The organism is Rhodoferax sp. BLA1, assembly GCF_013416775.1.
GTDB lineage: Bacteria > Pseudomonadota > Gammaproteobacteria > Burkholderiales > Burkholderiaceae_C > Rhodoferax.
Genome location: NZ_SZVI01000013.1, coordinates 1,049,001 through 1,062,703, shown reverse-complemented (window position 1 = coordinate 1,062,703; position 13,703 = coordinate 1,049,001). Strand labels below are relative to the sequence as shown.

Annotated in this window: 13 protein-coding genes; 10 read left to right on the top strand and 3 right to left on the bottom strand. The window is 60.9% G+C overall.

What is annotated here, in order from left to right:
- Positions 1 to 3 precede the first annotated feature (3 nt).
- Together FDG13_RS20440 and FDG13_RS20435 are read left to right on the top strand one after the other, a co-directional pair.
- Entirely contained in the window at positions 4 to 1,299 is a 1,296-nt protein-coding gene (locus tag FDG13_RS20440; RefSeq protein ID WP_180132484.1) for a heme biosynthesis protein HemY, read from the top strand.
- Between the two features lie 85 nt (positions 1,300 to 1,384).
- Positions 1,385 to 2,446 carry a GGDEF domain-containing protein gene (locus FDG13_RS20435; RefSeq protein WP_180132483.1) on the top strand — a complete coding sequence of 354 codons (1,062 nt, stop codon included), beginning with the start codon at positions 1,385 to 1,387 and terminating at the stop codon, positions 2,444 to 2,446.
- 74 nt (positions 2,447 to 2,520) lie between these two features.
- Here the strand turns inward: FDG13_RS20435 and FDG13_RS20430 are convergent, their stop codons facing one another.
- The gene (locus tag FDG13_RS20430; protein ID WP_180132482.1) at positions 2,521 to 5,526 is read right to left on the bottom strand and encodes an Rne/Rng family ribonuclease; all 3,006 of its coding nucleotides are present in this window, start codon (positions 5,524 to 5,526) and stop codon (positions 2,521 to 2,523) included.
- 523 nt (positions 5,527 to 6,049) lie between these two features.
- Here FDG13_RS20430 and FDG13_RS20425 point away from each other — a divergent pair.
- From FDG13_RS20425 to FDG13_RS20410, 4 genes are read left to right on the top strand one after another with little or no spacing between them, the layout of a single operon-like run.
- A complete protein-coding gene (locus FDG13_RS20425; protein ID WP_180132481.1) occupies positions 6,050 to 7,084 on the top strand; it encodes an RluA family pseudouridine synthase in 1,035 nt (344 codons plus the stop codon).
- 6 nt (positions 7,085 to 7,090) lie between these two features.
- The gene (locus FDG13_RS20420; RefSeq protein ID WP_180132480.1) at positions 7,091 to 7,750 is read left to right on the top strand and encodes an HAD family hydrolase; all 660 of its coding nucleotides are present in this window, start codon (positions 7,091 to 7,093) and stop codon (positions 7,748 to 7,750) included.
- 30 nt (positions 7,751 to 7,780) lie between these two features.
- Positions 7,781 to 8,149: a Rieske 2Fe-2S domain-containing protein gene (locus FDG13_RS20415; protein ID WP_180132602.1), complete on the top strand. Its 369-nt coding sequence runs from the start codon at positions 7,781 to 7,783 to the stop codon at positions 8,147 to 8,149.
- Complete coding sequence (locus FDG13_RS20410; RefSeq protein WP_180132479.1) at positions 8,146 to 9,201, top strand: S49 family peptidase; 1,056 nt, start codon at positions 8,146 to 8,148, stop codon at positions 9,199 to 9,201. Before FDG13_RS20415 ends, FDG13_RS20410 begins: the two co-directional genes overlap by 4 nt.
- 60 nt (positions 9,202 to 9,261) lie before the next feature.
- Here the strand turns inward: FDG13_RS20410 and FDG13_RS20405 are convergent, their stop codons facing one another.
- Positions 9,262 to 10,032 carry an SAM-dependent methyltransferase gene (locus FDG13_RS20405; RefSeq protein WP_180132478.1) on the bottom strand — a complete coding sequence of 257 codons (771 nt, stop codon included), beginning with the start codon at positions 10,030 to 10,032 and terminating at the stop codon, positions 9,262 to 9,264.
- Positions 10,033 to 10,034: 2 nt separating this feature from the next.
- Positions 10,035 to 10,628, bottom strand: coding sequence for a Maf family nucleotide pyrophosphatase (locus FDG13_RS20400; RefSeq protein WP_180132477.1), 594 nt, complete (start codon positions 10,626 to 10,628; stop codon positions 10,035 to 10,037).
- A 29-nt stretch (positions 10,629 to 10,657) separates the two neighbouring features.
- Here FDG13_RS20400 and FDG13_RS20395 point away from each other — a divergent pair, with 29 nt between their 5' ends.
- From FDG13_RS20395 to FDG13_RS20380, 4 genes are all read left to right on the top strand, one after another.
- Positions 10,658 to 11,194, top strand: a complete 537-nt coding sequence (locus tag FDG13_RS20395; protein ID WP_255435342.1) for a DUF177 domain-containing protein — start codon at positions 10,658 to 10,660, stop codon at positions 11,192 to 11,194.
- A gap of 127 nt (positions 11,195 to 11,321) precedes the next feature.
- Positions 11,322 to 11,504, top strand: coding sequence for a 50S ribosomal protein L32 (rpmF, locus tag FDG13_RS20390; RefSeq protein ID WP_078364078.1), 183 nt, complete (start codon positions 11,322 to 11,324; stop codon positions 11,502 to 11,504).
- A 124-nt stretch (positions 11,505 to 11,628) separates the two neighbouring features.
- On the top strand, positions 11,629 to 12,678 hold the full coding sequence (plsX, locus tag FDG13_RS20385; protein ID WP_180132475.1) for a phosphate acyltransferase PlsX: 1,050 nt from the start codon (positions 11,629 to 11,631) through the stop codon (positions 12,676 to 12,678).
- Positions 12,679 to 12,681: 3 nt separating this feature from the next.
- The gene (locus FDG13_RS20380) at positions 12,682 to 13,659 is read left to right on the top strand and encodes a beta-ketoacyl-ACP synthase III (protein WP_180132474.1); all 978 of its coding nucleotides are present in this window, start codon (positions 12,682 to 12,684) and stop codon (positions 13,657 to 13,659) included.
- Positions 13,660 to 13,703: the final 44 nt, after the last annotated feature.

The following is a 13,703-nucleotide window of genomic DNA, read 5'->3' as shown; positions in this document are numbered from 1 at the left end:
GCCATGCGGCTCACCTTGTGGTTCCTGGGGCTGTTTGGGGTGGCGGTGGCGCTGGCGCTGTTTGCCAGCACCAACCCCGGCACCATCACCGTGTTCTGGCCACCGCACCGGGTGGATGTGTCGCTGAATCTGGCGATTCTGACCCTGCTGCTGGTGTTTGGTCTGCTGCATGTGGCGCTCAAGGCGCTGTCGGCGCTCTTTGCCATGCCGGGGCAAGCCCGTTCCTGGCGGCTGCGTTATCAGGAGCGCATCATGCATTCGGCCTTGCTCGATGCCTTGTCGCATCTGGTGGCCGGGCGTTTTATCCGCGCCCGCAAGGCTGCCGAGCTGGTGCTGGCGCGCGAAGCGGTCATGACACGCAGTGGTGAACTGTGGCCCGATGCACCCCGGCTGCGGGTCATGGCGCATTTGCTGGCGGCCGAAAGCTCCCAGGCACTGCAAGACAAAGCGGCGCGCGAGATGCATTTTCAGCAGGCGCTGGCCCAGTCGGCCAGTGCCGAAGCGAGTGGCACCCGCGATGGCCTGCAGCTGCGCGCACTGCGCTGGTCGCTGGAAGAGCGAGACCCCGCCGCCGCGTTGGACTGGCTGGCACAGCTGCCCGCTGGTGTGGCGCGCCGCACGGTGGCGTTGCGTTTGCGGCTGAAGGTGGCGCGCCTGGCCGGGCAGAACGACCTGGCGTTGGAAACCGCGCGTCTGCTGGTGAAACACAAGGCGTTTTCTGGCAATGCGGCGCTGAGCCTGCAGCGGGCGCTGGCGCTGGAGTACATCCAGACCACCCAGGAGCCCGAGCAGCTTGCGGCGGTCTGGGCGCAGCTGGACCCGCTGGAGCAGAACGTGCCCGAGGTGGCCTTGTCGGCAGCCGGACGCCTGCTTCGGATGGGTGGTGCGGTGGACCAGGCATTTGCCTGGTTGCTACCGGTTTGGGATCGTATGACCCAATCACAACAAGGGCTGGAGCCTGATCAGAAGGTTTTCCTGATCCGGGTGATGGAAAACGGCTTTTCTGCCGCTGGGGAAGACATCGACAAACAGTGGTTGTCACGCATCGAACAAGCCCAGCTGGCCGCACCCGGGGATGCCGACCTGCAGTACTTGGCCGGTGTAGCCTGCCTGCACCTGCAGCTCTGGGGCAAAGCGCAGCAGCTGATCCGTCAGGCCCTGCCTCGGCTCAACGATGCCGGTTTGTTGACCCGCGCCTGGCAGGTTCAGGCCGAACTGGCGCAACGCCAGGGTGACGAGGCGCAGGCGTTGCTGGCTTGGCGTAATGCGGCCCAGGTCACCTTGCGCCGCAAGATCTGAGCCCCTGAGGGTCCGTCAGGCCCGTTAAACGTGTGCGGCAACGCATTTGCGTGACTTGAACGGCGTTCGAGTCTATGATTTGTTCATGAGTACATTCATCGAACACATTGTCAAGCTGACCAGTCACCGTGACCGTGATCTCCTGGAGCTCACGCTGTCCAAAGCGCTGATTGATCTGTTGCCCCTGGAACGCATCGTCATCGCCCGTGTGGTGCGCGAGGAGGGTGTCAGCCGCTGGCTCGACGTGGCCCGACTCGACGCCAAGGGTGGCGGCCGTGTGATTGACCCACAACGGGTCGATTTCCAGACCCTGATCAAGCTCGAAGACGCCTCTGACCGGTTACGTTGCCTGGAAACCCGTGAGCGGGTCGAGGTGGCTTGGGCCGGGCCGGAAGGTCCGCGCATCACGCTGCTGCCTTTGTTCTCGGATTCACGGCAAGAAGATGCCGGTGTGCTGGAGTTGCATTCGGACGCGGCCCTGGACGCAGACAGTCTGGCCCTGGTGGATGCCCTGCGCCAGATTTACCGCAACATGTACAGCCTGCTGGAATACAGTGACCGCGACCCGCTGACCGGGCTGCTCAACCGCAAATCGCTGGACGACGCGTTTTACAGCGCGGTTCTCGAAGATCTGGACGGCATCACACCGGGCATGGACAACGCGGGTGAGCAGGAGCGCCGTCACCGTGTGCCCGCCAACTACTGGCTCGGTTCGGTGTCAATCGACAACTATGGCCTGATCAGCGACAAACACGGTTATGCAGCGATGCAAGACGTGTTGCAACAGGTCGCGCGTGTGATGAGCAGCACCTTCAGAACCTATGACCGGCTCTACCACTTTGGTGGTGACAGTTATGGGGTGTTGTTGCATTGCCCCGACGAGGCCCTGGTGCTGGCGGCGTTTGAGCGGCTGCGTGCCAGTGTGGAAAAAACCCGTTTTCCGCTGGTGGGCCGTGTCACCGTGAGCAGTGGCTTCACCACCGTGCGGGCCGACGATTCACCCGCGAGTGCGCTTGAGAACACCGCGCGTGCGGTGGACTTTGCACGCCGTGGTGGTGGCAACAAAGCCTGCAGCCATCTGGGTCTGGTGCGGCGTGGGTTTTTTGGGCCTGTGCCGGTTCTGACAGAGGATGCGACGGCCGCTTGAGCGCCAACACGCAACAAAAAAGGGCACCTCAGGTGCCCTTTTTTTATAGCAAACATCCCTTTCGGGATGTGGGTTTAGAGCGTTTCTGACTGCTCAAATGGCAGGGTCGTGTTGCGCAGGTCACGCCGGGTTTCCACCAGCACCAGCGGGCGCTCGTCCATCACCACGGGGGCCGGACGTTCACGCACCACCCGCACGGGTTCGGGCTGGGCAGCAATGGCGGCCTGGGCGGCAGCCACTTTCTCGGCGTCGGAAGCGACCCAGCTCAAACCACTGTTCTGCGCCAACTGTGCCAGTTCTTCGAGCGGCAAGCTGTAAGGCACCACCTTGGGCATGCCAGTACTCGCAGCAGCGCTGGTCGCTGGCACGGGTGCGGCAGCAACCGGCTTCGGCAACACCGGCGCTGGGGTCGCCACTGGCTGAGGTGCCACGGCTACTGTGGGTGCCAACACTTCGGCGACAGCGGCTACGGCGACTGGCTCGGTTGCCACGGGGGCTGCTGCGGCCACAGCGGGTGCACTGGTCACGGCTGGTGTGTTGAAGTACGACTTGCGAGGTGCATCTTGCACCTCGGTTTCAGACTCCGTGGTTACGGGCTGTACGTTTGGCGCGTCGTTGCCCTCAGCGTTGTCAGCTGCTGGGCGCTCAGCGCGTTCACCACGTGGTTTGCGTTCACGGCCATAACGGTCACGTGAGCGTTTTTCCCGGGGTGCAGACTCGCCCCGGTCGGCCTGGTCCACCATCGGCTGGTTGTCATCCGTGTTGTTGGGCTCGTTGTCCACATTCACCGGGCTGCTGGATTCGGCCTGGTCGGTCATTGGCCGACCGTCCGCTTCAGTGCGTGGGCCACGCGGTGGACGACGGTCACTGCGCTGGTTGCGGCCATTGCGCTCCTGGCGTGGTTCGTTGCGGTTGGCTTCACCGCCCTCGGTGTTCATCTGGGCGGTGACGTCCAAACGGCCTGCCTCGGGGGCGAGGGCATTGACCTGGCTGTCCGGGCGCTCGTTGCGTGGGCCGCGCTCGTTGCGCTCACCCCGTTCCCGTTCCGGGCGTTCACCGCGCTCGGGGCGGTTACCACGTTCATTGCGGTTGCCACGGTTGTCCTGGCGGCCATCGGCACGGCCTTCCGGGCGAGCTTCGGTTCGGCCTTCTGCGCTGGGGCGGCCATTGCGTCCCTCTCCACGCGGACCCCGTCCACCTTCAGGGCGGTCACCGCGGGCTTCGTTGCGACGGTTACCGTCGCGGCCCGAGCGGCCACCGGCTTGTGGACCCCGACCGTCTGTTTTGTCGTTGGCAGGGGCTGCAGCTGCCTTGGGCGCAGGGGTGGTCACTGGTGCCGGGGCAAACAGGTTTTTGATCCAGCCAAAGAAGCCTTTTTCCACCACGACCGGTGCGGCGACCGGGGTTTTAGGGGGCTGTTGTGCCGCAGCGGGTGCCGGGCTGACCGGTGCCGGTTTGGGCGGTGCCACCGGTGCGGGCGCATCGGGCAACACACCTTTGATGATCGGGGTTTGCCGGTTGGTGGGCTCTTGGGCGCGGCGTGTCACAGCGGTGGCGTCTTCGACTTCTTCGGCCATCGAGTAGCTGGCGGTGATGTTGTCCAGGCGTGGGTCGTCGTGCTTCAGGCGTTCCAACTTGTAGTTGGGCGTTTCCATTGACTTGTTGGGCACCATCAGCACGTTGATGCGCTGTTTGAGCTCGATCTTGGCGATTTCGCCGCGTTTTTCGTTCAAGAGGAAAGATGCCACTTCGACGGGCACTTGGCACAGCACCGAGGCGGTGTTGTCCTTCAAGGACTCTTCCTGGATGATGCGCAGAATCTGCAGCGCCGAGCTTTCGGTGTCGCGGATGTGGCCGGAGCCGCCGCAGCGCGGGCAGGGGATGGAGGCGCCTTCACTGAGGGCCGGGCGCAGGCGCTGGCGGCTCATTTCCATCAGACCAAACTTGCTGATGGAGGCAAACTGCACCCGTGCACGGTCTTGGCGCAGCGCGTCGCGCAGGCGGTTTTCGACCTCGCGGCGGTTGCGGCTTTCTTCCATGTCGATGAAGTCGATCACGATCAGGCCACCCAAGTCACGCAGCCGTGCCTGGCGTGCCACTTCGTCAGCGGCTTCGAGGTTGGTGCGGGTCGCGGTTTCTTCGATGTCGCCACCCTTGATGGCGCGTGCCGAGTTCACGTCCACCGACACCAGCGCTTCGGTATGGTCGATCACGATGGCGCCGCCAGACGGCAGGGTCACGGTGCGGGCGTAGGCGGTTTCGATCTGGTGTTCGATCTGGAAGCGGCTGAACAGCGGCGCGTCGTCGCGGTAACGTTTGACGCGGGCAGCGTGTTCCGGCATCACATGCGCCATGAACTGCTGGGCCTGTTCATACACGTCGTCGGTGTCGATCAGGATGTCGCCGATGTCGTTGTTGAAGTAGTCGCGGATGGCGCGGATCACCAAAGACGATTCCTGATAGATCAGGAACGCGCCCTTACCACCCTTGGCGGCGCCGTCAATGGCGGTCCAGAGTTTGAGCAGGTAGTTCAAGTCCCACTGCAGCTCAGGCGCACTGCGGCCGATGCCAGCGGTGCGGGCAATGATGCTCATGCCGTTGGGGTATTCGAGCTGGTCCAGTGCTTCTTTGAGTTCGGCGCGGTCTTCACCCTCGATGCGGCGGCTGACACCACCCCCACGTGGGTTGTTGGGCATCAGTACCACATAACGGCCAGCGAGTGACACGAAGGTGGTCAGCGCCGCGCCTTTGTTGCCGCGTTCTTCTTTTTCGACCTGGATCAGCAGTTCCTGGCCTTCGCGGATCACATCCTGGATGCGCGCTTGGCTGACCGAGACGTTTTGCTGGAAGTAGGTTTTGGAGATTTCCTTGAACGGCAAGAAGCCGTGGCGTTCTTCACCGTAGTCGACAAAGCAGGCTTCCAGAGAAGGCTCGACGCGGGTGACCACCGCTTTGTAAATGTTGCCCTTGCGCTGTTCGCGCCCTTCAATTTCGATTTCGTAGTCGAGCAGTTTTTGCCCGTCCACCACGGCCAGGCGGCGTTCTTCCGCTTGGGTGGCGTTGATCAGCATCCGTTTCATGGGTAGCGTTCCTTCAATTCAAATATCAATACACAAGCTCATGCCGAGCTTTTGATACACAAACTGACGCTTTGAAATGCGGAGGAAACTGCCGTAGACCCTCAACTCACTGGGTGAGCGGGGGCGGGGGCGCGTGGAGAGGAGTCATTGGGTTTGTGGGGATTTTTGCTATCTGTTTGATAGCTTTGTGCGCCGATTTGACGGGCGCTGGTGCCAGACGTGCGCCAACAAACAGCACGTTCACGCGCCGCAGGCAAAAACACATCAAGGACATCAACACAAACATATCACTTCATTCCGCTCACAGTCAAAGACTGTGAGTTTTTGGTTATTCCGTATCAGGATTTCAAGGCGTCGTTTTAACCCTTCAGCACGGCTGCCACACGGGACATGGGGTCACCTGTTTGCAGCCTGGATGTCAGGCGGTACCGACTTTTCTGGCGAGGCAGGAGGTGTGTGAACTAAACTTCACCATCCAACGAATTAACTTTCTGTTAAATCAACCACTTACAGCACATCGCCAGTGAAAGTCATTATAGGGGGCAAACCTGCTCCGCCCGCCCCCAAAGTAGAAACCCTTTGTATCGACGAAGATGCATCGGGCCAACGGGTCGACAACTTCCTGATCCGCCATCTCAAGGGCGTGCCCAAGACCCACATCTACCGCCTGATCCGCAGTGGTGAGGTGCGGGTCAACAAAGGCCGGGTCGGTGCCGATACCCGGCTACAGACCGGCGATCTGCTGCGGGTGCCGCCTGTACGGATCTCCGAACGGGTGGCTGAAAAAGAACAGGCCATGGCTGAGCATGTGGCGCATGGTGCACCGGCGCGCGATTTTCCAGTGCTGCTTGAAGACGATCACCTGATCGCCATCAACAAACCCGCCGGTGTGGCGGTACATGGCGGCTCCGGGGTGAGTTTTGGGGTGATCGAGCAGTTGCGCATGGCTCGCCCGCAGGCCAAATTCCTGGAGCTGGTGCACCGGCTAGACCGCGAAACCAGCGGCATCTTGCTGGTGGCCAAAAAACGCAGCGCCCTCAAACAGCTGCAAGACCAGTTCCGCACGCGCCAGACCGGCAAGACCTACCTGGCTATGGTGCGTGGTCAGTGGCCCGCCAAGTTGAAGGTGCTGGACAAACCCTTGCACAAATACCTGCTCGACGGCAACGAGGCGCAAGCGGGTGAGCGACGTGTCAAAGTGGTGTCGCGCGATGACCCGGACGGTATGCCCTCTGTCACGCTGGTGAAAATACGTGCGAGCAGCGCCGACTATTCACTGCTCGAAGTGACGATCAAGACCGGACGCACCCACCAGATCCGGGTGCATCTGGCCAGCGAAGGTTTCCCGATCCTGGGTGATGACAAATACGGCGACTTTGACCACAACAAGCTGTTGGCCCGCGCCAGTGCACAACACCAGCTCAAACGCATGTTTTTACACGCCTGGCGTTTGCAGTTACATCATCCCGCCAGCGGTGAACCGATCGAATTGCTGGCAGACTTGCCCCCCGAACTCGCCCATTTTTCCGCCGCTGTACTGGCGCCGCGCCCTGATTGACCCCTCATGACCCCACGCAACTTTGATCTGATCGCCTTCGACTGGGATGGCACCCTGTTTGACTCCACCGCCATCATTGCCCGCTGCATCCAGGCGGCGGTGCGTGATGTGGGGGGCAAGGAGCCGACGTATGAAGAAGCTTCGTACGTGATTGGCATGGGCCTGATGCAGGCGCTGGCGCACGCTGCGCCCGATGTGCCCGAGGCGCTTTACCCCAAGCTGGGAGACCGCTACCGCCACCATTACTTTGCCATCCAGCATGAAATCAGTCTGTTTGAAGGGGTGTTGCCGCTGCTGGCCGAGCTCAAGGCGCGCGGCCACCTGCTGGTGGTGGCTACAGGCAAAAGCCGCCGAGGTCTGGACGAGGCCCTGGGCAGCGCTGACCTGGCGGGGGTGTTTGATGCCTCACGCACCGCCGACCAGACGGCAGGTAAGCCCGACCCCCTGATGCTCAACGAACTGATGGCGGAATTTGATGTGCCCCCCGAGCGCACCCTGATGGTGGGCGACACCACACACGACTTACAAATGGCGCTCAACGCCGGTTGCCCGAGTCTGGCGGTGAGTTATGGTGCGCATGACCATGCGGTGTTTGGCGCACTCAAGCCTTTACATGTTGCCCACAGCGTGCCCCAGATGCGTGACTGGCTGTTGGCCCATGGCTGAGATGGCGCGTGCCTTGATTGCATGAGCCCGATGTCTGAGTCGGTGTTTTTGTGCCCATCGTCCGATCTTGTGGACAGCGGTGAGGCGGTGCCGTTTGAGGTGCGTTATTACTCGGAAAGCGTCGCGGCATTTGCCGTGCGTTACGCTGGCACGGTTTACGCTTACATAAACCGTTGTACCCATGTGCCGATGGAGATGGATTACCAGCCCAACCAGTTTTTTGACAGCACCGGCCACTGGCTGATGTGTGCCACCCACGGGGCCATGTATTCGCCCCAGACCGGCCAGTGCCTGATGGGCCGTTGCCGTGGTGGCCTGGTCAAAATTGCGGTCAGCGAAGAAGCGGGCATGGTGCACTGGCATACTTCCGACAAACTACAACGCAAGCAAGCTTTATGACAGAACCCCTTGATACGGACAAGCCAGGTGCCTCGCCCGTGCCGGAATATACGCCAAATGCGGCCCAAGCCCATATAGATAAAGGGCTAGGTGCTACACAAAACAAAGTGTCTGGCGAGCCCGCTGCCCTTGGCTGGGAGCGGGCCACGCTGGAGAAGCTGGCGTTTGCGTCGCTGCACGAGCAACGCTTGGCACGGCGTTGGCGCAATTTTGTGCGTCTGGCCTGGCTGGTGTTTCTGATCGCTGTGGCCTGGTTCGGGTTTGACCAAAGCAACACCACCAAAAATGTGACCACCCCCCACACCGCCGTGGTGGACATCAAGGGTGAAATTGCCTCAGGCAATGAGGCCAGCGCTGAGCTGATCCTGTCGTCGGTGCGCGCCGCTTTTGAGGATGCCGGGGCGCAGGCGGTGGTGCTTTTGATCAACTCCCCGGGTGGTAGCCCGGTGCAGGCAGGCATCGTGAACGATGAAATCCGCCGTCTCAAGGTCTTGCACAACAAGCCCGTGTACGCGGTGGTGGAGGAGTCTTGTGCCTCGGCGGCGTATTACATCGCGGTGGCGGCGGACAAGATCTACGTGGACAAGGCCAGCATCGTTGGCAGCATTGGTGTGCTGATGGACGGTTTTGGTTTCACCGGCCTGATGGAGAAGCTCGGTGTGGAGCGGCGCCTGATGACGGCGGGGGAGAACAAAGGTTTTCTGGACCCGTTCAGCCCGCAGACCGAGCGCCAGCGCGAATACGCCCAGGCCATGCTCAACCAGATCCACCAGCAGTTCATCACCGCCGTCAAAACCGGGCGCGGCACCCGGCTCAAGGAAGACGCCGACACCTTCAGCGGCCTGTTCTGGAGCGGCCAGCAAGCCATCGAGCTGGGTCTGGCTGACCAGCTGGGCAGCATTGACTATGTGGCGCGTGAGGTGGTGAAGGCTGAGGAGATCATCGACTACACCCGCCGTGACAACGTCGCCGAGCGCCTGGTCAAGCGCTTTGGCGCGGCGCTGGGTGCTGCGGTGGTGCAGGCCACCCAGTCCTCGGCTGTGCTGCGTTAATCCTCGTTGTCGCTGAGCTGGCGGCAGCGGGACTTGCCCGCTTGCGCTGGTTGGCGCTGGTTAACGACCAATCGCAAACACTGCCGGTGTGCTGTTGTTGAGCGGGCTGCTTTTCTTCTTCCAGCCTTTGATGCTGTCACTCACCAGTTGGGCACGTGGCAAAGTCAGCCCAGACCCAATTGCCAGGCGGGTGTTGTGCTGCAAAGTTTGCAGCAAGGACTGCAGCATGGCTTGGTTGCGGTAGGGGGTCTCGATGAACAGCTGGGTCTGCCCGCTGCGCAAGGCCAGGGCTTCAAGTTCACGGATGCGTGTGGCGCGCTGGGACGGATCCTGCGGCAAATAACCCACAAATGCAAAACTCTGGCCGTTGAGCCCGCTGGCTGCCAGGGCCAGCAGCAGCGACACCGGCCCGACCAGTGGCACCACCGCGATGCCGAGGTCGTGCGCGGCACGTACCACAGACGAGCCCGGATCTGCCACGGCGGGCATACCGGCCTCACTGATCAGACCCACAGCGTGGCCATCCAGCGCGGGCTGTAACAGGCCGCGTGCGTCGAAATTGCCGTGGTGGTCACCTTTTTTGTGCACCTCACGCGGCAGCTCCACCAGTTGCATGTCCTGGATGCTGCAGCACAGCGGCGTGATCTCGTGGATGCGTTTGAGGTAGGCGCGCGCCGATTTGGCGTTTTCACACACCCAGTGGCGCAGGCTGGCCGCTGTTTGCAGGGTGCCCAGCGGCAGGCTGGCTTGTAAATCGGTGCTGTCGTCACAGCCAAAGTCGAGCGGTGCGGGCACCAGATACAAGGAGCCAGGGGTGTTGCTTGTGCTCATGCTCACACCACCTGGATGCCGGCAGCTTCGATCAGCTGGCAGGTGCGAATCAGCGGTAGGCCAATCAGTGCGGTCGGGTCGTCGTTGTCGATGCGTTCCAGCAAGGCAATGCCCAAGCCCTCGCTTTTGGCGCTGCCAGCACAGTCGTAGGGGGTTTCCGCCAGCAAATAGGCTTCAATCTGTGCGTCCGTCAGCGCGCGAAAGCGCACCTTGACCTGTGCCAGTTCGGTTTGGGCAAAGCCTGTTTCCAGGCAGACCACCGCCACGGCAGTCTGAAACACCACGGTCTTGCCGCGCATGGTCTGCAGTTGGGCGACAGCGCGCACGTGGTTGCCGGGTTTGCCCAGCGCTTGACCAGCCAGGTCGGCCACCTGGTCGGAGCCGATCACCACCGCCGTTGGGTGGTCTTGTGCAACAGATTGCGCCTTGGTCAGCGCCAGGCGGCAGGCGATGTCAGGCGGGGTCTCGCCGGGCAGCGGGGTTTCATCGACCTGAGAGGCAATCACGCTGAACGGCAGGCGCAAACGTTCGAGCAACTGGCGGCGGTAGACCGAGGTGGAGGCAAGGATGAGGGGGCGTGGGGGTAAAGAACTCATGCGGCGATTCTCTTACACTGCCTCCCATGATGGAACACAAGCACCCCCCCAAATTTGACGTCCGGCACGCCGCAGCCTCCCAACTGCTCATGGAAGGCCATGACGTGTTATCAAGTTATGAGCGCCTGATGCAGGAAACACAAGGGCTAGCAGGCGAAAATGCCCTGCATTGGACGGCGCAGGTCGAGGTGCGCCCCGATCCTGCCGGGCAGCCGACCAACTGTCTGCACCTGACGGTGGCCACCGCGATGCCCCAGATTTGTCAGCGTTGCCTGGGCCCGGTGGATGTGGCGTTGCAGGTGAATCGTGAGTTCCGTTTTGTCGAGAGCGAGGCCGTGGCCGAGCAGCAGGACGACGAGAGTGAAGAAGACCTGCTCGTGATCAGCCGTGAGTTTGACCTGGCAACGCTGGTGGAAGACGAGGTGCTGATGGCTTTGCCCTTGGTGCCGCGCCACGAGACCTGCCCGGTCAACGTCAAGATGCTCGCGGTGGATGACGACTTTGAGGTACCCGTTGAGAAGCCCAACCCGTTTGCGGTGCTGGCACAGCTCAAAGGCAAGGCATAAACACTGGGCTAGCCGAACGGTTTGTGATCGGTTATACTCTACAGCTTTTGCGCAGATGAACTGCGTGTATCTCAATAACCCGAAGTTGCCTTTTTTGAGGGCGGCTTACAGTCTTTAGGAGCGGAACATGGCCGTCCAACAAAACAAGAAGTCACCTTCCAAGCGCGGTATGCACCGTTCACACAACGCCCTCGTGGTGCCCGGCATTGCTGTCGAGTCCACCACTGGCGAAATTCACCTGCGTCACCACATCAGCCCCACCGGTTTTTACCGTGGTCGCAAGGTGCTCAAGACCAAGTCTGAAGCCTAAACCCGATTCAAACGCATCCAGGCCCGAGGCTACCTTTGTGTGTAGCCTCGGGCCTTTGCATTTGTGATTTGGTTTTGCGACTTATTTTTCGCTGTTTTTTGAAGTTTGCTGGTGTTAGCTATCCATGATCACTATTGCTGTTGACTGCATGGGGGGTGACCACGGCCCCCGTGTCACTTTGCCCGCCTGTAGCCGTTTTCTGGATACGCATCCTGATGCGGCCTTGATCATGGTGGGTTTGTCTGAGAGTATGCGTGGCTACAGCCATCCGCGTGCCACCGTGGTGCTGGCCAGCGAGGTGGTCACCATGGACGACCCGTTGGAAGTGGCGCTGCGCCGCAAAAAAGACTCGTCCATGCGGGTGGCGATCACTCAGGTGAAAGACGGCGCTGCACAGGCGGTGGTATCGGCGGGCAATACCGGCGCCTTGATGGCGATCTCGCGTTATGTTCTGAAAACCCTGGATGGCATTGATCGACCGGCCATTGCCGGTCAGATTCCCAATGCCAAGGGCTTGGGTACCACGGTGCTGGACATGGGGGCCAATGTGGATTGCACCGCTGAGCACTTGGTGCAGTTTGCGGTGATGGGTTCGGCCCTGGTGTCGGTGCTCAGTGGCAACGAAAACCCGACTGTGGGTTTGCTCAATATTGGTGAGGAAGCCATCAAGGGCAACGAAGTCATCAAAAAAACCGGGGAATTGCTGCGCACCGCCTCCCAGACCGGTGACCTCAATTTCTATGGCAATGTCGAAGGCAATGATATTTTCAAGGGCACGGCCGACATTGTGGTGTGTGACGGTTTTGTGGGCAATGTGGCCCTCAAGGCCAGCGAAGGCCTGGCTGGGATGATTGTGGACTTTTTGCGCAAAGAGTTTTCTCGCAATATCTTCACAAAAGCAGCGGCGTTGATTGCTTATCCGGTGATATCGGCGCTTAAAAAGCGCATGGACCATCGTCGTTACAACGGCGGCGCCTTGTTGGGTTTGCGTGGCCTGGTGTTCAAGAGCCATGGTTCAGCCGACGATCTGGCGTTTGGTTATGCCCTGACGCGGGCGTATGATGCGGCCCGCAACGATTTGTTGGAACGGGTCCGGGTGCGCATTGCGCACGCTGCACCTCTGTTGGCGCCAGTTGAAACACGTTTACCGACTGAAGCCGCTGTCTTGGTTTGATTTATGAACACTTACGCACGTATTACCGGCACCGGCAGTTATCTGCCACCGAATCGCCTGACCAATGCCGACCTGGTCGCGCAATTGGCCACACAGGGAATCGAATCCAGTGATGAGTGGATTGTCGAGCGCACCGGCATCCGTGCCCGACACTTTGTTGACCCTGAGATGAGCTGCAGCGACATGGCCTTGTTGGCCTGTCAGCGAGCGCTTGAGGCGGCAGGCCGTCAGGCGCAAGACATCGACCTGATCATCGTGGCGACCTCAACGCCGGACATGGTGTTTCCGTCGACCGCGACCATCCTGCAGGGCAAACTGGGTGCCCACGGTGGCGCCGCGTTTGATGTGCAGGCGGTGTGCAGTGGTTTTATTTATGCGATGACGGTGGCGGACGCTTTGATCAAGTCGGGCACGGCGACCAAGGCGTTGGTGGTGGGTTCCGAAATATTTTCTCGGATTCTGGATTTCAAGGACCGCACCACCTGTGTCTTGTTTGGCGACGGCGCCGGTGCGGTGGTGTTGGAGGCCTCCAACGAGGAGGGCATTCTGGCCACCGATATCCATGCTGACGGCAAATACACCGACATTTTGTGTGTGCCAGGGCATGTCTCGGGTGGGCAAATACAGGGCTTGCCCTTGTTGCGCATGGATGGCCAGGCGGTTTTTAAACTGGCTGTGAGTGTGTTGGATCAGACCGCCCGCGCGGTGCTGGCCAAGGCTGGCAAGACCGAGGTCGACATTGACTGGTTGGTGCCACACCAGGCCAATATCCGCATCATGCAGAGCACTGCACGCAAGCTCAAATTGTCGCTGGACAAGGTGGTGGTCACGGTGGACCAGCATGGCAACACCTCGGCCGCATCGATCCCGCTGGCACTCGATACCGCCGTGCGCGCGGGGCAGATCAAGCCCGGTCAGACGGTACTGCTCGAAGGGGTGGGCGGTGGCTTCACCTGGGGTTCGGTGCTTTTAAAGTTGTAGCTATCGGTCCTTATTCAATAAGGGCTTAAGGCAGATTTGTCATA

What these genes read in the sequence shown, in the direction of transcription:
- FDG13_RS20440 (WP_180132484.1), top strand. Translation starts at nt 4, where the DNA reads ATGCGGCTCACCTTGTGGTTCCTGGGGCTGTTTGGGGTGGCGGTGGCG.
- FDG13_RS20435 (WP_180132483.1), top strand. Translation starts at nt 1,385, where the DNA reads ATGAGTACATTCATCGAACACATTGTCAAGCTGACCAGTCACCGTGAC.
- FDG13_RS20430 (WP_180132482.1), bottom strand. Translation starts at nt 5,526, where the DNA reads ATGAAACGGATGCTGATCAACGCCACCCAAGCGGAAGAACGCCGCCTG.
- FDG13_RS20420 (WP_180132480.1), top strand. Translation starts at nt 7,091, where the DNA reads ATGACCCCACGCAACTTTGATCTGATCGCCTTCGACTGGGATGGCACC.
- FDG13_RS20415 (WP_180132602.1), top strand. Translation starts at nt 7,781, where the DNA reads ATGTCTGAGTCGGTGTTTTTGTGCCCATCGTCCGATCTTGTGGACAGC.
- FDG13_RS20410 (WP_180132479.1), top strand. Translation starts at nt 8,146, where the DNA reads ATGACAGAACCCCTTGATACGGACAAGCCAGGTGCCTCGCCCGTGCCG.
- FDG13_RS20405 (WP_180132478.1), bottom strand. Translation starts at nt 10,032, where the DNA reads ATGAGCACAAGCAACACCCCTGGCTCCTTGTATCTGGTGCCCGCACCG.
- FDG13_RS20400 (WP_180132477.1), bottom strand. Translation starts at nt 10,628, where the DNA reads ATGAGTTCTTTACCCCCACGCCCCCTCATCCTTGCCTCCACCTCGGTC.
- FDG13_RS20395 (WP_255435342.1), top strand. Translation starts at nt 10,658, where the DNA reads ATGGAACACAAGCACCCCCCCAAATTTGACGTCCGGCACGCCGCAGCC.
- rpmF (WP_078364078.1), top strand. Translation starts at nt 11,322, where the DNA reads ATGGCCGTCCAACAAAACAAGAAGTCACCTTCCAAGCGCGGTATGCAC.
- plsX (WP_180132475.1), top strand. Translation starts at nt 11,629, where the DNA reads ATGATCACTATTGCTGTTGACTGCATGGGGGGTGACCACGGCCCCCGT.
- FDG13_RS20380 (WP_180132474.1), top strand. Translation starts at nt 12,682, where the DNA reads ATGAACACTTACGCACGTATTACCGGCACCGGCAGTTATCTGCCACCG.